At 61.4% G+C, this 19,553-nt stretch carries 15 protein-coding genes and 1 tRNA gene; 8 read left to right on the top strand and 8 right to left on the bottom strand.

Annotation, left to right across the window (positions count from 1 at the left end):
* Positions 1 to 33: 33 nt before the first annotated feature.
* The 3 genes from AC1RM7_RS05480 to AC1RM7_RS05470 all read right to left on the bottom strand — a co-directional run bounded on the left by AC1RM7_RS05480 (position 34) and on the right by AC1RM7_RS05470 (position 2,969).
* A tRNA-Arg gene (locus tag AC1RM7_RS05480) sits at positions 34 to 110 on the bottom strand.
* Positions 111 to 206: 96 nt separating this feature from the next.
* Positions 207 to 1,931 (bottom strand): cache domain-containing protein, encoded by a 1,725-nt coding sequence (locus tag AC1RM7_RS05475; RefSeq protein WP_024921522.1) that lies wholly within the window; start codon positions 1,929 to 1,931, stop codon positions 207 to 209.
* A gap of 33 nt (positions 1,932 to 1,964) precedes the next feature.
* On the bottom strand, positions 1,965 to 2,969 hold the full coding sequence (locus tag AC1RM7_RS05470; protein ID WP_152544205.1) for an ABC transporter substrate-binding protein: 1,005 nt from the start codon (positions 2,967 to 2,969) through the stop codon (positions 1,965 to 1,967).
* A gap of 425 nt (positions 2,970 to 3,394) precedes the next feature.
* Between AC1RM7_RS05470 and AC1RM7_RS05465 the strand changes: the two genes are divergently transcribed.
* A complete protein-coding gene (locus AC1RM7_RS05465) occupies positions 3,395 to 5,494 on the top strand; it encodes a PQQ-dependent dehydrogenase, methanol/ethanol family (protein WP_444826216.1) in 2,100 nt (699 codons plus the stop codon).
* A 260-nt stretch (positions 5,495 to 5,754) separates the two neighbouring features.
* Positions 5,755 to 6,204: a hypothetical protein gene (locus tag AC1RM7_RS05460; RefSeq protein WP_024921519.1), complete on the top strand. Its 450-nt coding sequence runs from the start codon at positions 5,755 to 5,757 to the stop codon at positions 6,202 to 6,204.
* Positions 6,205 to 6,241: 37 nt separating this feature from the next.
* Here AC1RM7_RS05460 and AC1RM7_RS05455 read toward each other — a convergent pair whose 3' ends face one another.
* Positions 6,242 to 7,369, bottom strand: coding sequence for an S-(hydroxymethyl)glutathione dehydrogenase/class III alcohol dehydrogenase (locus AC1RM7_RS05455; RefSeq protein ID WP_024921518.1), 1,128 nt, complete (start codon positions 7,367 to 7,369; stop codon positions 6,242 to 6,244).
* Between the two features lie 104 nt (positions 7,370 to 7,473).
* Between AC1RM7_RS05455 and AC1RM7_RS05450 the strand changes: the two genes are divergently transcribed.
* Positions 7,474 to 8,385: a DMT family transporter gene (locus tag AC1RM7_RS05450; RefSeq protein WP_024921517.1), complete on the top strand. Its 912-nt coding sequence runs from the start codon at positions 7,474 to 7,476 to the stop codon at positions 8,383 to 8,385.
* On the opposite strand, the gene AC1RM7_RS05445 is transcribed toward AC1RM7_RS05450, so the two are convergent.
* Entirely contained in the window at positions 8,382 to 9,836 is a 1,455-nt protein-coding gene (locus AC1RM7_RS05445) for a cryptochrome/photolyase family protein (protein WP_006020984.1), read from the bottom strand. The two genes, AC1RM7_RS05450 and AC1RM7_RS05445, sit on opposite strands and share 4 nt — an antisense overlap.
* 124 nt (positions 9,837 to 9,960) lie before the next feature.
* Between AC1RM7_RS05445 and AC1RM7_RS05440 the strand changes: the two genes are divergently transcribed.
* Positions 9,961 to 11,697 (top strand): methyl-accepting chemotaxis protein, encoded by a 1,737-nt coding sequence (locus AC1RM7_RS05440; RefSeq protein WP_006020983.1) that lies wholly within the window; start codon positions 9,961 to 9,963, stop codon positions 11,695 to 11,697.
* Between the two features lie 73 nt (positions 11,698 to 11,770).
* Here the strand turns inward: AC1RM7_RS05440 and AC1RM7_RS05435 are convergent, their stop codons facing one another.
* Entirely contained in the window at positions 11,771 to 12,430 is a 660-nt protein-coding gene (locus tag AC1RM7_RS05435) for a peroxiredoxin (RefSeq protein ID WP_006020982.1), read from the bottom strand.
* Between the two features lie 382 nt (positions 12,431 to 12,812).
* On the opposite strand from AC1RM7_RS05435, the gene AC1RM7_RS05430 reads away from it, so the two are divergent.
* Positions 12,813 to 13,409, top strand: coding sequence for a hypothetical protein (locus AC1RM7_RS05430; RefSeq protein ID WP_006020981.1), 597 nt, complete (start codon positions 12,813 to 12,815; stop codon positions 13,407 to 13,409).
* 30 nt (positions 13,410 to 13,439) lie between these two features.
* Here the strand turns inward: AC1RM7_RS05430 and AC1RM7_RS05425 are convergent, their stop codons facing one another.
* The gene (locus AC1RM7_RS05425; RefSeq protein ID WP_024921516.1) at positions 13,440 to 15,302 is read right to left on the bottom strand and encodes an alkaline phosphatase family protein; all 1,863 of its coding nucleotides are present in this window, start codon (positions 15,300 to 15,302) and stop codon (positions 13,440 to 13,442) included.
* Between the two features lie 163 nt (positions 15,303 to 15,465).
* Between AC1RM7_RS05425 and AC1RM7_RS05420 the strand changes: the two genes are divergently transcribed.
* Genes AC1RM7_RS05420 through AC1RM7_RS05410 form a run of 3 tightly spaced genes read left to right on the top strand, consistent with a single transcriptional unit; the run spans position 15,466 to position 18,671 of the window.
* Positions 15,466 to 17,481, top strand: coding sequence for an acetyl-CoA carboxylase biotin carboxylase subunit (locus AC1RM7_RS05420; protein ID WP_024921515.1), 2,016 nt, complete (start codon positions 15,466 to 15,468; stop codon positions 17,479 to 17,481).
* Between the two features lie 7 nt (positions 17,482 to 17,488).
* On the top strand, positions 17,489 to 18,355 hold the full coding sequence (locus tag AC1RM7_RS05415) for an isocitrate lyase/PEP mutase family protein (RefSeq protein WP_024921514.1): 867 nt from the start codon (positions 17,489 to 17,491) through the stop codon (positions 18,353 to 18,355).
* Positions 18,356 to 18,371: 16 nt separating this feature from the next.
* Positions 18,372 to 18,671, top strand: a complete 300-nt coding sequence (locus tag AC1RM7_RS05410; protein WP_006020977.1) for an acylphosphatase — start codon at positions 18,372 to 18,374, stop codon at positions 18,669 to 18,671.
* Between the two features lie 6 nt (positions 18,672 to 18,677).
* Here AC1RM7_RS05410 and AC1RM7_RS05405 read toward each other — a convergent pair whose 3' ends face one another.
* A complete protein-coding gene (locus AC1RM7_RS05405; RefSeq protein WP_024921513.1) occupies positions 18,678 to 19,532 on the bottom strand; it encodes a LysR family transcriptional regulator in 855 nt (284 codons plus the stop codon).
* Positions 19,533 to 19,553: the final 21 nt, after the last annotated feature.

The raw sequence follows: 19,553 nt of genomic DNA, 5'->3' as shown, positions 1-19,553 counted from the left end.
CCCGGCTGCACGATGCCGAATTTTGGACGGGAATGGCGCGCTCCGAGAGATTCGAACTCCCGACCCTCGGAATCGAAATCCGATGCTCTATCCAGCTGAGCTAGGAGCGCTGACGGCTGCACCATAGCCAATGACGGCTCGAAATCCAGCCCGAAATCGCTCGAAAACTCCTGTTTTAGCCGTAGGCAGTTGCACGGTGTTTGCGGTCAAAACACAACGGAAAATACCGGAACGGGCTCGTCGAAACCCTTCAGCGTTCGTGGATCCAGCTCGACAAGAGGCACGCTCGACGCCACAGCGGAAGCTGCAATGCGATCGATCAGGATCTCGGAGTTCTTCGCACTCGAACACAAGCGCGAGGCAAGGTTCACGACGTTGCCGATTGCGCTGTAGTGGAGACGGCCGCCGGAGCCGATCCTTCCGACCGTAGCCGGTCCCTTCGCGAGTCCGACGCCAAAGCCGAGCCGGTGATCGAGTGCGTGCCAGCTGGCCAGAAGCCGCTGAACGGTTCTCTGCATGTCGATTGCTGTATGGACGCCGCGCAATGCCGGATCAGGGCAGGCAACCGGCGCGTTGACCAGCACCATTGCTCCGTCGCCGGAGAAACTGATCAGAGTTGCCTCATGGGAGCTGACGACGCTTTCAAGCGCGTCATAGTATTCGCGCAGCACGCCGAGGATAGTTTCGGGCTCCGTGCGCGCAGAGAAGGCGGTGAAGCCTCGCATATCGCAGAATATCGCAACCACATCGACGCGCCGCCCATCGAGAACGCGATCGTCGCCAGTACGGTCAATCAGTTCGGCGACCTGTGGAGCAAGAAAGCGCTTGAGCCGGCTTATGCGTTCGGAACGTTCCTGTGAGATCGCCAGCTCACCCGCCATCTCGTTGAACCGGGTCGCGAGCCGCTCGAACTCGTCACTCGTTGCAAGGTTGATGCGGTGTTGAAAATTTCCCGCACCGATTTGGGCGACCCCGTCCTCCAGCACGCGTATCGGTCCGACCATGCGCTGGGTCAGCCAGTAGGCGAGGATGGCGGCAAGGCCCGCTCCGGCAATTAATAACGCTGCCGTGCGCCAGAGCGCAGCGTAGATCGGCCTGAATGCCTCGGCGACGGGTTGTTTGACGATGACACTCCAGTTGATGCCAGGAATCTGCACCATCGCCCCCAATACCGTCTTGCCTGCGATGTCCTGCCCGGTGGCTGCCTGACTGGGGCGAGACAGAATGGCTGTCCGCAGGTCCCGGAGTGGTTGCTGCGCGGGTTCATCGGCGCGCAGCACAAGGCTGATGTCGGGGTGCGCGACGACGCGGCCCGGCTTATCAAGCACGAAGGCTTCTCCGGTGCGTCCTACGCGAATTCCCGAGACAACCTCCCAAATGAATTTGAGATTGACCTCCGCGATGGCGACACCGTCCGCCGACCGGTTGCCCGCGACGGCGATCGTCATAAACGGCTCCGAGCCGCGATAGAATGTGACCGGACCAAACCAGATCCGATCCGATCGGGCTGCCATCACAGCCGGTTTTGTTGATAGATCCGCTCCGCTCTCAATCCTGTTCAAGCCGATGCGCGACACGAATAGCCTTTCCTTCCCGGCAGGGTCGACCAGACTGAGGCTCTCAATGGCCGGAACCTGACGTAGCAGGCGCAGAGCGTCGAGCCTTCGCCTGTCGCCGCTGTCGTCCGACCACGGCAGTTGGACAACCCAGCCGAGCTGATCCCGGATACTTTCGATGAAGTCCTGAATGTTGACGGCAGCAAACCGGGCTTCTGCGTTCAGAAGGTCGTTTAACCTTGCGCGCTGGTCGTGATAGCCGAACCAGGCTTCACTTGCGCCTGCGATCAAAAGCGGCACGACGGTCGCCGCAAACAGCGCGCGAAAGTATTTCCTGAAAAGTGAGGTGCGCGGGGCGGCGCGTGAATCGGACATCGTCCTATCTCGAGAGACGGCCGGGCGGCCAGGTCATTCGATCACCTCGTCGGCGCTACTCAGAAGCGATGACGGGAAGGATATGCCGAGGGCTTTGGCGGCCATCAGATTGATGAACAACTCGAGTTTGGTCACCCGCTGCACCGGCAAATCGGAAGGCTTCTCGCCCTTGAGGATACGTCCGGCATACATGCCGGTGTGACGGTGCGACTGACTGAAGTCACCGCCGTAACTCATCAGGCCGCCAGCGAGCGGGAAGTCGCGGGATTGTGTCATCGCAGGCACGGCATGACGGGTTGCCAATAGGGCCAGCAGCTCACTACGGTAAGCGAAATAGGGATCGGAGCTGAAGACAAGTCCGCCTGCGCGCGCTTCTCGCACAGCTGCAAACATTCCGTCGAACTCCTGCTCGGCGCTGGTTTTCATAACAATAAGCTCCAACCCGAGGCTTTCCGCCGCGGTACGGAGGTTCTTCAACTGCATATCCGAGGTCGGACTTGTGGGGTTGATGGCCACACCGAATACATTGGTGCTTGGGCGGACCTCATGCATGAACTCCAGGCGTTTACGCGACACCTCCACGCTCTGGCTGGACACACCGGTAAGATTCCCTCCCGGCCGGGACATACTGCCCACCACGCCGAGTGCAATTGGGTCGCCGCCCATCTCAAAGACAATCGGGATGGTGGTCGTCGCGGATTTCGCTGCAAGCGCAACCTCAGCGCCACCTGCCGCGACGATGAGGTTCACCTTTCGAGTGGCCAGGTCCGCTGCGAGTGCCGGCAACCGGCTGTACTGACCTTCCGCCCAGCGAAACTCAATTGTGACATTGCGGCCCTCCGCGTAGCCGATTTCCGCCAGCCCTTTGCGGAAGGCGGTGAGGCGGCTGCCGTAGCGTTGCGGCGTTTCCGAACCAAGATATCCGATGACGGGCATCGTCTGTGCAGAGGCGGGGACTGTCCAAGCAATCGTGCTCCCCACCAGCGCAATAAAATCGCGCCGCCGTATTCGATCTGCAGTTTCGGGCATCAAGCGCATGGCCCGTCCCAAATAACGCCACCAACCATCTACTTCAGCATAGCTGCGAGGTGTGGGTTACGGAACCGGATATCCGGTCCCACAAACACGATTATGAGGATTAAACCGGGCGGGTAAGCTGCCGCGCTGCCTACAATTTGACGGCTGCCTCGAACGGATTTTCCCGGCCGAGAGTTTCGACGCAAATCACGAAGCGCCGCATCTCAACCGGTGCATACTTCAACGTGCGTGCGCTGCAAGAAAACAGACGCACCTTCGTTGCGATGCGCAACATGGTTTCGTTGACGCTTCCTCTTTTGCGTCTAACATTCGTTCAGGCCCGTGAGAGGCCATCGGAGGAATGCATGATCCGTCTTGCCAGCCCTACTGCTCGCCGAGAATTTTCAAGGACTGCCGAAACCCAGCGCTCGCCGCTGGGTTTTTTGATGATTGCATCCACAATCGCAACGCTTGCCGTCGTTTCAGCAGCCTCTGCACAATCACCGCCGAAGGGATCGCCTGAGCACATCAAGGCAGTGACGTCGGCTGTCGATCAGAACTCCATCAAGGCTAACGCAGCAACGTCCAACGACTGGCCGACCATCGGCCTCGACTATGGCGAGACACGTTTCAGCAAGTTGAATCAAATCAATACCGACAACGTGAAGAACCTGGGTCTTATGTGGACCTACAACCTCGAATCGTCGCGCGGCGTTGAGGCAACGCCTCTGGTTGTCGATGGCATTATGTATGTCACCGCCTCATGGAGCGTGGTGCATGCGATCGACGTGCGCACCGGCAAGAGGATCTGGAGTTTCGATCCCGAGGTTTCACGCTCCATCGGCTACAAGGGCTGCTGCGACGTCGTCAATCGCGGTGTCGCGCTTCACAAGGGCAAGGTCTTTGTCGGCGCCTATGACGGACGGCTCATCGCACTTGATGCCGTGACCGGCAAGAAGGTGTGGGAGAAGGACACACTGATCGACAAGGAGCACTCGTACACGATTACGGGCGCGCCGCGTGTCGTGAACGGGAAGGTAGTGATCGGTAACGGCGGCGCTGAGTATGGCGCGCGCGGTTACGTGACGGCTTACGATGCGGAAACCGGCAATCAGGCCTGGCGCTGGTTCGTCGTTCCCGGCGATCCATCGAAGCCATACGAAGATGAATCGATGGAAGCGGCCGCCAAGACCTGGGATCCGGCTGGCAAATACTGGGTCAACGGCGGCGGCGGAACGGCGTGGGACACCATCACCTTCGATCCCGATCTCAATCTCGTCTACATAGGGACCGGCAACGGCTCGCCGTGGAATCGTCATCTCCGCAGTCCCGCCGGCGGCGACAACCTCTATCTCGCGTCGATTGTCGCGCTGAATGCCGACACCGGAAAATACGTCTGGCATTATCAGGAAACGCCGGGCGATCACTGGGATTACACCTCAACCCAGCCGATGATCCTGGCTGACATCAATATCGACGGCGCTCCGCGGAAGGTGATCCTTCACGCGCCAAAGAACGGCTTCTTCTTCGTGATCGATCGCACCAACGGCAAGTTCATCTCGGCGAAGAATTTCGTCGATGTGAACTGGGCGACCGGATACGACGCCAATGGACGTCCGATTGAAGTTGCCGCTGCTCGCGATCCGGAAAAAGGCATGGACGCCATTCCGGGTCCTTACGGCGCCCACAATTGGCACCCGATGTCGTTCAATCCGATGACCGGCCTCGTGTATCTGCCCGCTCAGGGTGTGCCGCTCAATCTCACTCCGCAAAAGGGCTGGAAGCACAATGCCAACCAGCCCGGCGAGTTCGGCGGCAACACCGGCTGGAACACCGGCTTCGTCCTTAACGCGACGCCGCCCCAGAACCTGCCGTTCGGCCGGCTCATCGCGTGGGATCCGGTCAAACAAAAGGAAGCCTGGAAACAGGAATATGTCGCGCCGTGGAATGGCGGCACGCTGACCACCGCCGGCAACCTTGTGTTCCAGGGAACGGCTGACGGCCGCTTCATCGCCTACAATGCGACGACCGGCGACAAGCTTTGGGAGTCGCCTACGGGCACCGGCGTTGTGGCTGCCGCTTCGACCTACATGCTCGACGGCAAGCAGTACGTATCGATCGCGGTCGGGTGGGGCGGCGTGTTCGGGATCGCGGCGAGGGCCACCGAGGCGGACAATCCCGGCACGGTTTACACGTTCGCGATCGACGGCAAGGCGCCGCTGCCGCCCATCACGAAATACCAGATGGAGAACCTCGTCGAAGGCGTGAAATACAATCCCGCAGATGTCGGACCAGGAACGCTGCTGTATGTCAGCAGTTGCGTGACCTGTCACGGCGTCCCTGGAGTGGACAAGGGCGGCAACGTCAGGAACCTCGGTTATGTCGGCGCCGAAACCATTGCGAACCTGAAGAACTTCGTCTTCAAGGGGCCGCACGTCGACAAAGGCATGCCGGACTTCACCGGCAAGCTGAGCGATGACGACGTGGTCAAGATCATCGCCTTCATTCAGGGTACTGCGGATGCGGTGCGCCCTCCGAAGAAGTGAGTCGCTGGACGGTATAATGAGCGGGGGAGCGGGTGGCTGACAGGCCGTCCGCTCCCTTTGCTTTTGCGGAATGGTTTGCGCCGTTCGATTTCTAATTTTTCTTATATTTCAATTTGTTGTTCCATTTATTTGAAGTTCCTTGATGTCCGCTCCGTCATGCTTAACGGTTTTTCAAACACAGTCCCGCCAGAGTCTTGGGGTTGATGGAGCTCATTAGGGCCGTCACCATTTGTTTCCGACTTCATCGTGCTCGGGCTTGCATGCGGATTGCCGTTTTTGTGTCTGTCGTTCTATCGCTGCTGGCCACGATGCCGGCGCGTGCGGACCTGCGCATCACGCGCGACCATGGCGGCTATGTCGAAGAGTACAAGGCAAAGTATCAGCGCATCCGCGCTCGTGGCGAGCGCGTGATCATCGACGGCATCTGCAATTCGGCCTGCACGATGGTGTTCGGCATCGTGCCGATGAACAAGATCTGCGTCACGCCGCGCGCCAGCCTTGGTTTTCATCTGGCCTACTACGACAAGGCCTTTACGTTCGGCATGAAGATCAACAGCAGCGAGGGGACATCGGACTTGATGTCGTACTATCCTCCGACTGTGAAGTCATGGATCAGCCGCAACGGCGGCCTCACCAACGATATGAAGAAGATCAAGAACGGCACGGATCTCTGGCAGATTGTGGATCCGTGCCCGGAGGAGTTCTTCTAACTCCCAATAGTTTTTCTTTGAAGCATCGGCGTTCTCGTCAGAACGTCACGACGCCCCTGATCGACTCTCCGCGCTTCATCAGATCGAACGCCTTGTTGATGTCGTTCAGCGGCATCACGTGCGTGATCATCGGATCGATCTGGATTTTCCCCTGCATGTACCAGTCGACGATCTTTGGCACGTCGGTGCGGCCGCGGGCGCCGCCGAAGGCCGTGCCTTTCCACACCCGTCCGGTCACAAGCTGGAACGGACGCGTTGCGATTTCCGCTCCCGAGGGCGCGACGCCGATGACGATCGACTGTCCCCAGCCGCGATGGCACGCCTCGAGCGCCTGGCGCATCACGGTGACGTTGCCTGTGCAGTCGAACGTATAGTCCGCGCCGCCGATCTGGTCTTCTTTCGTCTTGGTCATGTTGACGAGATAGGGCACGAGGTCCTTGCCGACCTCCGTCGGATTGACGAAATGCGTCATGCCGAAGCGCTCGCCCCAAGCCTTCCGGTCATTGTTGAGGTCGACGCCGATAATCATGTCGGCGCCGGCGAGCCGCAGGCCTTGCAGCACGTTCAGCCCGATGCCGCCGAGACCGAACACGATGGCCTTCGCGCCTTGCTCCACCTTGGCGGTGTTGATGACCGCGCCGATGCCGGTGGTGACGCCGCAGCCGATGTAGCAAACCTTGTCGAATGGCGCGTCCTCGCGGATCTTCGCCACGGCGATTTCCGGCAGCACCGTGTAGTTCGCGAAGGTCGACGTGCCCATGTAGTGATGGATCGGTTTGCCGCCCAGCGAGAAGCGGGACGTGCCGTCAGGCATCAGGCCCTGTCCTTGCGTGGCGCGGATCGCGGTGCACAGATTGGTCTTGCGCGAGAGACAGGAGGGGCACTGGCGGCATTCCGGCGTGTACAGCGGAATGACATGATCGCCTTTCTTGACGCTGGTGACGCCGCGACCGACGTCAACGACAATGCCCGCGCCCTCGTGGCCGAGAATCGCGGGGAAGAGACCTTCCGGGTCGGCGCCTGACAGCGTGAATTCATCGGTATGACATATGCCTGTCGCCTTGACCTCGACCATCACTTCGCCCTCGCGTGGGCCTTCGAGTTGAACGGTCGTGATCTCGAGCGGTTTGCCGGCAGCGGTGGCAACGGCGGCGCGAACATCCATGGGATCCTCATGTTTGAAGCGAGTTCGGTCTGCGTTTCCGGGCAGGGCGTCCGGCGCATTTGACGATTGCCCGACACCATAGGATCGGGCAAGCAGTTGCGCAAATGAGCCAATCGTCGCCCCAGCCCACACTCGAATCGATTGCCGCGCGGACCGCGCCTGCAATCTTCGTCCTGCTATGGAGCACCGGATTCGTCGGCACGAAATACGTGCTGGCCGGCGCCGAACCGCTGACCTATCTCACCGTGCGCATGGCCCTCGTGGCATTGCTGATGGGTGTGATCGCTGTGATCTGGCGGGCCAAATGGCCGGATCGCGCGGGCATCATCCACAGTGCGATTGCAGGGCTTCTCGTCCATGGCTTCTATCTTGGCGGGACAGCAGTCGCGATCTTTCATTCCGTGCCTGCGGGGCTGTCCGCGCTCATTCCGGGTCTGCAACCCATCCTGACATCCACACTCGCGAACCGCTGGCTCGGCGAGCGCGTTTCGCCGCTTCAGTGGACCGGACTGCTGATGGGCCTCGCCGGAACGCTGATCGTTCTGCACGGCCGTTCGCTGTCGGGCGAGGCGGGCTGGGGGTGGCTCGGCACCTCTGTCGCGCTTGTCAGCATCACGCTCGGCACGCTCTATCAGAAGCGTTATTGCAGCCAGATCGACTGGCGCGCCGGAAATTTCATTCAGTTTATCGCGGCGGGGTTGTTGTTCGCACTCGGCGCATGGTTGTTCGAAACGCGCGTTATCGTCTGGAACCGCGAGTTCGTGCTCGGTCTCGCGTGGCTGGTTATCGTGCTCTCGATCGGATCAATCGGCCTGCTTTACTGGCTGATCCGTCACTCGGCCGCGACACGGGTGGCTAGTCTCTTCTATCTGGTGCCCGGTGTGACCGCGATTATGGCTTATGTGCTGTTCGACGAGCGGCTTGATTTGATCTCTATCGCGGGCATGGTGATCTGCGCCACGGCCGTGCTGCTGGTGAATCGCCCGGCGAAGGCCGACATCTCTCCCGGCAGCTAGTCGCGCGTCTTTGCATACGCAGCGAGCGCCCGCGCACGTGCTGTCTTGTGATCGACGATTGGCTCCGGATAGGTTTTTCCAAGCGTCACGCCGGCTGCGGCCAACTCCATCGGCGTGGCTTCCCATGGCTGATGGATCAATTTGGCCGGAAGGCGCGCCAGCTCGGGCACCCACTTCGAGACATACGCGCCGTCGGGATCGAACTTCTCGCCCTGCAGGATCGGATTGAAGACGCGGAAATAGGGCGCCGCATCCGCGCCCGAGCCCGCCACCCACTGCCAGCTCGCCGGGTTGCTTCCGGGGTCGGCATCGACCAGCGTATCCCAGAACCACTTTTCGCCGTCGCGCCAGTCGATCAGCAAGTGCTTCACCAGAAACGATGCGACCACCATCCGTACCCGGTTGTGCATGATGCCGGTGTGCCAGAGTTCCCGCATCCCGGCGTCGACGATGGGATAGCCGGTCTGGCCGCGCTGCCAGGCACGTAATGCTTTAGGATCGCTGTGCCAGGGGAATGCATCGAACGACGATTGAAGATTCCGTTCGGCAAGTTGGGGGTGATCGAACAAGAGATGACGCGAGAATTCGCGCCAGCCGAGTTCGCTCAGAAATTTCGCGACACTGCTGGATATTGCGGGTTTTCCGGCCGCAGCGAAACTGGCGGAATGCCAGACCTGACGCGGGCTGATTTCGCCGAAGCGCAGATGCGGCGATAGCCGCGACGTAGCATCGCGATCGGGGCGGTCGCGCAACGATGCGTAGCTTGCGATGTCGTTGTCGAGGAAATCCTTCAGCCGTTTCTGTGCTGCGGCTTCGCCCGGCGTCCATGTCTCGCGCAACCCCGACGCCCAGTCGGGCCGCGTCGGCTCCAGGTTCCAGGAAGCCAGGTCGTCGGTGGCGATCTTCGGGCCGGCTGTCAGCGCCTTTGGCGCGGGCAGGGGTTGGGGTGGGTCGCCGAGGCTCAGGACGCGTTTCCAGAATGGTGTGAACACGCGCAGGCCGCGGCCTTCCTTGTTGCGCAGCTTTTCGGGTCTCACCAGCAGGTCGCTGGGAAAGCTGCGCGATGCGACGCCGATGCGGTCAAGGGCGGTCGTCACCTCGCGCTCAGTGGCCGCCTCACCCGGGATGTCGCTCTCGTTCCAATGGACCGCAGAAGCGCGGATCTCTTGCGCAAGATCTGCGATCACCCGCGCGGGACGGCCCCTGCGGAGGGTCAGCGATTGGCCTCGTGCAGTAAGGCTCCCCTGCAAACTCCGGAGCGACTGGGCGAGCCACCAGCGCGATGCGCTGCCGATCGGACGTCCGTGCTGAGGGCTGCCTTCTTCGTCCAGAACGTAAAGGCAGACGAGCGGTGCGCCGCTTTGGGCGGCATCATGCAGGGCTGGATGATCGGAAAGCCGCAGATCGTCCCGAAACCAGACGATCAAGGGGGAAGCTGAAGAACCTGTCATTGCGCTGGCAATCCTGACGTTAGCGGCAGCGCTTGGCCACCTGGCGAACTGTTAATGAGGCGGTAAACATAAACTGTCAAAATTCATCGATTTTTCATCGGAATGCATTTTTGGGGACGACACGATGGCACTCGGCTTGGGGAAGAATTCCCTTGGTTTCCTGAAGTTTAAACTCGGGACCAAGGCCACGATCTGTGCGGCGGTACTGATCGCCGCGACCACCTCGATGGTTGTCGGAGCAGCCTACTGGTCGCTGAGCACGGAGTTCGAGACAAGGGCAAAATCCGACATCGAAACCAGCCTTCGCACGCTGGCTCTGGCCTTCGCCGAAACTTACGGGGATGCCAAGGTCACGATCAAGGACGGCATCGTCAGCCGTGCTGAAATTCCTGCGATGCCGGAGTTCAAGGATCACACGACGGTTGATCGCGCGACGTCCTACGTCGGCGGGAACGCCACACTCTTCGTGTATGACGACGCGACCGGGCAGTTCGTCCGCAAGACCACCAACGTCAAGAAGGAGAACGGCGACCGCGCTGTCGGGACCCAGCTTGCGCCGGATCATCCCGCGCAGGCGGTCCTCCGAAGCGGGCAGGCCTACAAAGGCCCGGCTGTGCTGTTCGGCAAAAGCTTCATGACCGCGTATCAGCCGGTGTTCGATGCTGCGGGAAAGATCATCGGAATTCTCTATGTCGGGATTCCGACGGCCCCGCTCGACGCGATGCTTGTCCATGCCATGCAGATGATGACGATTGCAGCGGTGGTCGGGGCGTTGCTGGTTCTCGGTTTGACGATGCTGATCGTACGCAGCGTGACCCGGCCACTCCGCTCCGTCACGGATACGCTGACATCGCTTGCGGAAGGCAAACCCGACGTGACCATCAATCATGTCGACAGGTATGATGAAATCGGCGCCATCGCCCGGACCATTGGCGTGTTCAAGAACAATTCTCTCGAGCGCCGCCGGCTCGAGGCGGAGCGCAAGACCGCCGAGGCGGAATCAGTGCAGCGGCGCAAGGCGGAATTGCAAAGCTTCGTGGATGAATTCCAGTCCAACGTCGGCGGAATTATCGACAAGGTCCTGCATTCGTCCGGCGAGTTCGAGAGTGCGGCAAGAAATCTGACCGAAACCGCGCGCAGCACGGCGCATCTGTCGAAGGCGTCCGCCGATGCATCGGCGCAGGCGTCGGAGCACGTGCGCAACGCGGCTGCGGCGTCCGAAGAACTGACAAGCTCGATCGCCGAGATCAGCCGCCGGGTTCAGGAATCCAACGGGATCGCTGCTGATGCCGTTCAACAGGCGGTCGCCACCGACGCACGGATGGCCGATCTGTCGATGGCAGGAGATCGGATCGGTGACGTCGTGAAACTGATCACATCGATTGCGGAGCAGACCAACCTTCTGGCGCTCAACGCGACCATCGAGGCAGCGCGGGCAGGCGAGGCTGGACGTGGCTTCGCGGTGGTGGCGCAGGAAGTCAAAAACCTGGCCGGCCAGACGGCGAAGGCGACCGACGAGATTAGCAGCCACATCGTCAACATGCAGTCTGCGACGCGTGAATCTGTCGCCGCGATCAAGGCCATCGGGCAGACCATCGAGCAGATCAACGACATTGCAACATCGATTGCCGCCGCGGTCGAGCAGCAAGGGGCCGCGACGCACGAAATCGCCAAAAGCGTTCAAGCCGCCGCAACCGTCACCACCGAAGTCGCCGCCAATGTCGGGGACGTCGCCCGTGGCGCAAACCGGACCGGCGAGACGTCCGACGAGATCCTCAAGTCGGCGCAGGCGCTGAGCGGCGAGAGTTTGCATCTTCAGGCGGAGGTTGAGCGCTTCCTCGACGGTGTCAGGGCGGCCTAGGGGCGACCAACTAACCGACAAATAGAAAAGGGGACGCAATGCGTCCCCTTTTAATTTTGCGTCCTTGCCGCGATTATTTCGGCTGCGGAACAATCCGGATATAGGGCTTCGGCGACTTCCAGCCGCCCGGATAGATCGTCTTGGCTTCATCGTCGGTGACCGAGCCGGCGATGATAACGTCTTCGCCCTGTTTCCAGTCCGCCGGCGTCGCCACGCGATGCTTGGCAGTGAGTTGCAGAGAGTCGATCACGCGCAGGATCTCGTCGAAGTTGCGCCCGGTGGTCATCGGATAGACCAGCACGAGCTTCACCTTCTTGTCCGGACCGATGACGAACACCGTGCGCACCGTGGCGTTGTCGGCAGCGGTGCGGCTATTGGCATCGCCGGACGTGCTGGCGGGCAGCATGTTGTAGAGCTTGGCGACCGCGAGATCGGTATCGCCGATCATGGGATAGTTCGGCGCAAACCCCTGTGTCTCCTTGATGTCATCGCTCCACTTGGCGTGCCTGTCGACCGGGTCGACGCTCAGCCCGAGCAGTTTGACGCCGCGCTTGTCGAATTCTGGCTTCAGTCCCGCCAGCCGTCCGAGTTCGGTCGTGCAGACCGGCGTGAAATCCTTCGGATGCGAAAAGAGAAGAGCCCAGCTATCGCCGATCCAGTCGTGAAATTTGATGCGTCCTTCGGTGGTATCAGCCTCGAAATCGGGCGCCACCGCGCCAATCTGGATTGTCATGTTTTTGGCCTCACGTACTTGGAGTTGCGAGGAAAATCTCGCTGCGCTGGTATATCGGCAGATGCCCCAAAACGGAACTGCATACCGAAAAGGACAAGGTTTTTCTCGCGAAGGACAGTCCTTTGAAAATCCGTTCTGCCGCGAGCCGGATTAATGAAAATTCATAATTGGCCGGCGCGGGCTCACTTTTTCGCTATGCCCCGAATTTGACTTTGATGCGCCGCAACGCCGCCGGTTCCGGTTGGCATTGCATGAACCATGCGGACGGTCAGTGCGACCAATCCGCAACCATAAGGGAAAGAAGCGCGCTCCAAATCGCTTCATTAACGCTTCGTTTACATCCGCATGAAAATGCTGCGGGACACAAAAAGAGAATAGTAACATGACGTCCGCCTCGATCATCTCCAACGCTCCGCTTTCCGACCTGATCCGGAAAATCGAAACCGGCTCCGTTGCCGACCGCGATGTGTCTGCCTACGCGCTCGCTTTCGTGCGCGACGGTGTCATCACCGGGGAGGGGCCGACGACCACAGGCCGCGTTCACTTCTCGCGGGCGCTGGATGCGGACGATGCAGCCTGGTGCGCGCGTATTCTCAACGCCGCGGCAAACACCAACGAGCCCGTCAGCCGCGCCGAGGCTGAAACCCTTTTCGAGATCAACAAGGCCGCGACCGAGCGCAGCGACGACGGCCGGTTCGACGACCTGTTCACAAAGGCGATCGTGCATCATGCGGCTGCTGCTTCCGGTCTGCCGGTGCCGCCGCGTTCCGTTGCGCTCTCACCCGAGACCTCGATCGAGAGCTGGGCGCCGACCACTGCGGTTGGCGTCAACACCGAAGTACTTGAGTGGATCGCCGGCCAGATGCGCGGCACCCGCCGCAACAACCGCGCGCTCGCGGCGCTGGTCGCGAGCCTGATCGGCGCGGCGACCATGCCGCTTGCGCACACGCTGCCGAATTTCCTCGACCTTGGAATGTAAGGCGAGCGGCTTCTAAATGACGGACAGGCGCTACTTGGCGCCTGCCGTCTTGGCCAGTTCGGGAAGGCCGACAGTTTTTCCCGGGAATCCCGCCACATCGAAGTAGCGCTGCTCCTGGACGCGCTGGAACTTCAGCACGGTTCGCAGGCCATTGGCGGCTGGCTTGCCGGTGATGGTGGTGGCGAACGACTTCGGGATGAGGCCGTTCGGCATCGCTTCCGTCATCACACGGCCCATCAGCGTGCCCTTGGGCTTGCGGTTGAGACCGAGAAGATGCGCCGCTGTGATGCCGACGTCGGCATTGCTCACGGGTAGTTCACTGGCAAAGCCGGCTTTGAAGTCAGGACCGATCGCCGCCATGAAATTCATGGTGTCGCCGCGGCTGAAACTGCCGTGCATGCCCTGGCCCTGACGCAGAACGGTGTCCGCGATTTCGACCGAGCACAGCGTCGGTTCGTCGCACCCCGTGGAATAGGAGCGGAAGTTCACGACGATGGCCGGGTGGGGTGTCACGGCCTTGCCTCTCAGGCTGAGGGTCGAGAGCGGCAACGTGCCGGGAAGTTTCCCGAGCTTATCCTCGACGAAAATGCCGCTGACGTAATCCTGTTCAAGCAGCGCCTTCACGGTGCGGTCCGCAAGTTTCTTGTCGCCCTTCGGCAGGTAGATCAGGTCGGAGCCGCCATTGGTCGCAACGACCAGATCCGGCTTGCTCGGGTCCTTCCCGAGCAGGGCGTTGCCGGCTTTCGGATACGCATTGGCGCCAACCTGCTTGTCTCCGTCGTTAGGATCGAACAGCGGAAGGTCTAATGCCTTCGCCAGATCGAGGGCAAGAAAACCGAGCGGCAGAAAACCTTCCGGCGTGTCGGGATAGCTGTTCTTCACCGTCGGACTGGTCTTGCTTTCCTTCGAGATTGTCGAGAAGCCGTGATCCGCCGAGACGATGATGTTGGTGGTGGCGGAGAGGCCGAGGTCGTCGAGAGCTTTCCGCAATTGAGCGAGATTGTTGTCGGCATTCTTGATGGCCGCGAGCGAAGACGGGCCGTTGATGCCCGGCGTCACGCTGTTGAGGCTGTCTCCCTGGTTGTGCTGGGTGCCATCAGGATCGCGCGACCAGAACACCAGCACGAACGGCTTGTTGCGCGCCTTGAACATCGGCAGCACGACCTTGCTGGCGACGTCGGCGAGATATACCTGCTGCTTGATGTTGGCGACCGTCGTGCCGGGGGTCTTGGCGTCACCGGCCTTGCCGTTGTCGCCGCGGCCGGGCGTCGCGAGAGGGAGGTTGGCGGCGGTCAGGGCCGCCTTCATTTCATCGGAGAGCGGAATGCCGATCAGCTTGCCGTCCTTTTCGACGGCGCCGGTCTGATCGTCGACGGTGATGGTCTTGGTGCCGGTCCGCTCGGTGTGGTCGAACAGGAATGTCGGGCCAACCTTGCCGATGGCGGCCGTGCTGAACCCGGCGTCGCGCGCGGCTTTCAGCAGGGTTTCCTCGTTAAGGTAGTCGCCGTTGAAGTCCTTATCGACCTCACCCAAAATCTGGTCGTGCTCGATGAACGGCACGACCGTGCCCAACTGGCTCGGAACCGACTGCACCGGATGGCCGGTATAGATCGAGTTGCTGAAGGTGCCTGTGTCACCGAGATAGTGCCCGGTCGACATCCCGGACGCGTTGGCCATCGTGAAGGTGGGGAAGAGGGAGTGGGGGTTCTTGAAATTCACGCCCTTATCGCGCACGGCAGCCATCGCGGGCGCCAGTTCGGGGGTGACCTTGAGCGCGCGGAGCCCATCTGGCACGAATAGAATCAGGTTGCGGGGCTGGCTGTTTTGGGCGAAAGCGACAGCCGACGACAACGCCAAAAAACCAAAGGAAATGAAAGAAATGGTGCGGCGCATGGGAGACTCTTTTTCGGATGGGTATGCGGTCAATGCAGGTGTGCTGAGTGGTAACTTGGTGTAGTTACGCCTCGCGACAGAATTGTTACAACCCGCCGTGCATGCAAATTTGCGGTTGAAAGCTCTTCCAGCCGAATTCCGCCCTTAAGGTCCAAATCAGCTCATGTTCAAGAAGATACTGATCGCCAATCGCGGCGAAATCGCCTGCCGGGTCATCAAAACGGCACGCCGTATGGGCATTAAGACGGTTGCCGTCTATTCGGAAGCCGACCGCGACGCACTCCATGTCGAGATGGCGGACGAGGCCCTCTTCATCGGCCCGCCGCAGGCAGCCGAGAGCTACCTCGTCATGGAGAAGATTGTCGAGGCCTGCCGCCAGACCGGAGCAGAGGCGGTGCACCCTGGCTATGGGTTCCTGTCCGAACGTGAGGCTTTCCCGCGGGCGCTGGCGGCAGCGGGGGTCGTTTTTATCGGTCCTAATCCGGGCGCGATCGCCGCGATGGGCGACAAGATTGAATCGAAGAAGGCCGCAGCCAAGGCCAAGGTGTCCACCGTGCCGGGCTATCTCGGTGTGATCGAGGACGCGGCGCATGCCGCCAAGATCGCCGACGAGATCGGTTATCCGGTCATGATCAAGGCGTCGGCCGGCGGCGGCGGCAAGGGCATGCGCATCGCGCATTCGAAATCCGAGGTCGAGGAAGGCTTCAACCTCGCCAAGGCCGAGGCGAAAGCGTCGTTCGGCGACGACCGTGTTTTCGTCGAAAAGTTCATTGTCGATCCACGCCACATCGAAATTCAGGTGCTGGGCGACAAGCATGGCAATGTGATCTATCTCGGCGAGCGCGAGTGCTCGATCCAGCGCCGCAACCAGAAGGTGATCGAAGAGGCGCCGTCGCCGCTGCTCGACGAGGCCACCCGCCGCAAGATGGGCGAGCAGGCCGTCGCGCTGGCCAAGGCCGTGAATTACGATTCCGCCGGCACGGTGGAATTCGTGGCGGGCCAGGACAAGAGCTTCTACTTCCTCGAGATGAACACCCGCCTTCAGGTCGAACACCCGGTGACCGAACTGATCACCGGCGTCGACCTCGTGGAGCAGATGATCCGCAGCGCCGCCGGCGAGAAACTCGCGCTGACCCAGAAGGACGTGACGCTGACCGGCTGGGCTGTCGAGTCGCGCGTCTACGCCGAGGATCCATTCCGGAATTTCCTGCCTTCGATCGGACGCCTCGTGAAATATCGTCCGCCTGCGGAGAGCAAGGTGGACGATATCACCGTGCGCAACGACACCGGCGTGCAGGAAGGCGGCGAAATTTCGATCTACTACGATCCGATGATCGCCAAGCTGGTGACCCATGCGTCATCGCGGGCCGCCGCCATCGAGGCGCAGTCGCAGGCGCTGGATTCGTTTTATATCGACGGTATCCGTCACAACATTCCGTTCCTGTCGGCGCTGATGAACCATCCGCGCTGGCGTGAGGGCAATCTGTCGACGGGGTTCATCTCTGAAGAGTTTCCGAAAGGCTTCGGACCGCGCACGCCGGAAGGCGAAACCGCAAACCGGATCGCGGCCGTTGCCGCGGCTGTCGATCACATTCTGGGCGAGCGCAAGCGCCAGATTTCCGGCCAGTTGAACGGCCGCGCGGTGTCGCGTGAACGCCGCCGCGCGGTGTGGCTCGACCGGAACGAAGTGCCACTCGAAGTCGCGCGAGACGGCGACGGGATTGTCGTGCGTCTTGTCGGCGCCGATGGCGCGCTCGGTCAGCCCGTCACGCTGCTCTCGAACTGGAAGCCCGGCGATCCGGTCTGGCAGGGCAGCATCGCAGGGCATCCGCTCGCCGTGCAGGTGAGGCCGATGCCGAACGGCTTCCGGCTGGCCTATCAGGGCTATGAAGTGCCCGTGCAGGTCTTCACCGAAACGGAGGCTACGGCGGCGCGCCTGATGCCGATCAGTTCGGCCGCAGATGCTGGCAAGAAGGTGCTTTGTCCGATGCCGGGGCTCGTGATCTCGATCGCCGTGACCGAAGGTCAGGACGTCAAGGCGGGCGAAACCCTTGCTGTCATCGAGGCGATGAAGATGCAAAACGTGTTGCGTGCTGAACGCGACGGCGTTGTGAAGAAGATCGCCGCCACACCCGGGGCAACACTCGCCGTCGATGCGCTGATCCTCGAATTTGCGTGAGGGTGAAATGGTCCCGCAGGAGAAGCGCGAAGCATTCCGTGCCATCCTGTCGGGCCGCGAGGTCATACGTCCCGGTTCGGTCTACGATCCGATCTCGGCGCGCATTGCCGAGGACGTCGGGTTCGAGCTTGGACTGCTCGGCGGCTCCGCTGCGTCGCTGACCATCCTCGGCGATCCTGATCTGCTGCTGATTACGCTGTCGGAGCTTGCCGAGCAGGTGCGGCGCATTTGCCGCGCAGGGAAAATCCCCGTGCTGGTCGATGCCGATCATGGCTATGGCAACGCGCTCAACGTCCGCCGCACCGTGCAGGAGCTTGAAGCAGCTGGCGCCGCCGGATTGACCATCGAAGATACTTTGCTGCCGCAGGCTTATGGGCAGGCCAGGCCGCAGGTGATCTCGATCGAGGAAGGTGTCGGCAAGATGAAGGCGGCGCTCGACGGGCGCTCCGATCTGTCGCTGGTGATTGTCGGCCGCACCGGCGCCGCGTCGATCACCAGCATCGACGACACGGTGGCGCGTGCGAGAGCCTATGAGACCGCTGGCGTCGATGCGCTGTTTTTCACCGGTCTGAAAACCCGCGCCGAACTTCAGGCCATCGCGGCTGCGACCAAGCTGCCGATCATCATGGGAAGCGCCGATGGCGAACTCGCCGATACGGCGTTCCTTGCCAGCCAGCGCGTGCGTGTCGCCAATCAGGGCCACCAGCCGATCGCGGCGGCCACGCAGGCTGTTTACGAGACTCAGAAAGCGCTGCGCGATGGCGTTGCTCCGAAGGATTTGAAGGGACTGCCGTCAGCGGAACTCACCAACCGCGTAATGCGCAGCGCCGAGGTGAAAATTCGCAACGACGATTTCCTCGGACTGAAGAAATAAACGCGAGGCCGAAGCGATGAGCGGTGTCATTCGTCACATCATCGTTCGAGGGAAGGTGCAGGGCGTTGGATACCGCGCCTGGATCGAGGGCGAGGCCGTGGCGCGAGGGCTCGCGGGATGGGCGCGCAACCGCAAGGACGGCACGGTGGAAGCGGTGCTTTCCGGCTCCGAATCCGATGTGGCGGCGCTGATCGAAAAATGCCGGCATGGGCCAGGCATGGCCCACGTAACGGCGGTCGATAACGAGCCTGCCGGTGAGGACATGCTGAACCTGCGCACGCCGGGTGAACGGTTCTCGATTCTGCCGACGATCTGACGCAGGTTACTTCGTGCCGGCTTCCTTGCGGAATGTTGCGGCCAGAATACGCAGCGCGGCCCGTTTCGATGCGTCGCTGACGCGGGAATAAAGCATCACTTTCGATGGGCTGAGCCGCGGCAATCCGAACGCCGGGCCGACATCGACCATGCCGGCCGGTGCGATCCGTTTCGCGAGCGGTGCGACCGCCAGTCCTGCGGCTGCTGCGGCGACGACAGCGCTCACGCCGCCGCCGATGAAAGCCTCGCTCCATTTCACATTCGCCTTGTCGAGCGCCCGCGTTGCGGTGGCGCGGACGCCGCATGGAGCGGCCAGCGCTGCGACGCGGAGCGTCTCGCCCTTGGCCCAGTGGAATCCGGGCGACGCGAACCAGCCGAACTCATCGGTGCAAAGTGTTTCCCCGCCGCGCCGGCTGCCTTCCTGCCGCACCACGACGGCATCGAGTTCGCCGCCGTCGAATGCATCGAGCAGCGTCCGCGAAAAATCGATGGTGACCGCCAGTGTCAGCGATGAGGATGCAGCGTTCAGCTTTTCCAGAATGGGCACAAGCTCAGGGCCCGCCGCATGGTCGCTGAGACCGAGCGTCAATTGCTGGTGCACCGGAGCCGATCCCGACAGCGCGCGGTCGTGGGCAGCGATCAGCGCGCGCGCATTGTCCTGAAAGGCCGCGCCGTCGGCAGTCAAACTGACGGCGCGGGGAGAGCGCTCGACCAGCCGCTTTCCGAGCGTGGCTTCGAGGCGCTGGAGTTTCATGCTGACCGCCGCCTGCGTCGTGCCGAGGGCCTCGGCGGCGCGGGTGAAGCTTTGAAGTTCGGCCACCAGCAGGAAGGCCTGAACGGTCGGAATATCCAGCGTGGTCATTTTATCATCACATACCGTTAT

Source organism: Afipia sp. GW822-FHT03D08, from assembly GCF_058801645.1.
Note: the sequence above shows the minus strand (reverse complement) of the source record. Positions and strands in the feature narration are given on the sequence as shown.

Coding starts and splice junctions, on each gene's coding strand:
- AC1RM7_RS05475 (WP_024921522.1), bottom strand. CDS start 1,931: ATGTCCGATTCACGCGCCGCCCCGCGCACCTCACTTTTCAGGAAATAC.
- AC1RM7_RS05470 (WP_152544205.1), bottom strand. CDS start 2,969: ATGCGCTTGATGCCCGAAACTGCAGATCGAATACGGCGGCGCGATTTT.
- AC1RM7_RS05465 (WP_444826216.1), top strand. CDS start 3,395: ATGATTGCATCCACAATCGCAACGCTTGCCGTCGTTTCAGCAGCCTCT.
- AC1RM7_RS05460 (WP_024921519.1), top strand. CDS start 5,755: ATGCGGATTGCCGTTTTTGTGTCTGTCGTTCTATCGCTGCTGGCCACG.
- AC1RM7_RS05455 (WP_024921518.1), bottom strand. CDS start 7,369: ATGGATGTTCGCGCCGCCGTTGCCACCGCTGCCGGCAAACCGCTCGAG.
- AC1RM7_RS05450 (WP_024921517.1), top strand. CDS start 7,474: ATGAGCCAATCGTCGCCCCAGCCCACACTCGAATCGATTGCCGCGCGG.
- AC1RM7_RS05445 (WP_006020984.1), bottom strand. CDS start 9,836: ATGACAGGTTCTTCAGCTTCCCCCTTGATCGTCTGGTTTCGGGACGAT.
- AC1RM7_RS05440 (WP_006020983.1), top strand. CDS start 9,961: ATGGCACTCGGCTTGGGGAAGAATTCCCTTGGTTTCCTGAAGTTTAAA.
- AC1RM7_RS05435 (WP_006020982.1), bottom strand. CDS start 12,430: ATGACAATCCAGATTGGCGCGGTGGCGCCCGATTTCGAGGCTGATACC.
- AC1RM7_RS05430 (WP_006020981.1), top strand. CDS start 12,813: ATGACGTCCGCCTCGATCATCTCCAACGCTCCGCTTTCCGACCTGATC.
- AC1RM7_RS05425 (WP_024921516.1), bottom strand. CDS start 15,302: ATGCGCCGCACCATTTCTTTCATTTCCTTTGGTTTTTTGGCGTTGTCG.
- AC1RM7_RS05420 (WP_024921515.1), top strand. CDS start 15,466: ATGTTCAAGAAGATACTGATCGCCAATCGCGGCGAAATCGCCTGCCGG.
- AC1RM7_RS05415 (WP_024921514.1), top strand. CDS start 17,489: ATGGTCCCGCAGGAGAAGCGCGAAGCATTCCGTGCCATCCTGTCGGGC.
- AC1RM7_RS05410 (WP_006020977.1), top strand. CDS start 18,372: ATGAGCGGTGTCATTCGTCACATCATCGTTCGAGGGAAGGTGCAGGGC.
- AC1RM7_RS05405 (WP_024921513.1), bottom strand. CDS start 19,532: ATGACCACGCTGGATATTCCGACCGTTCAGGCCTTCCTGCTGGTGGCC.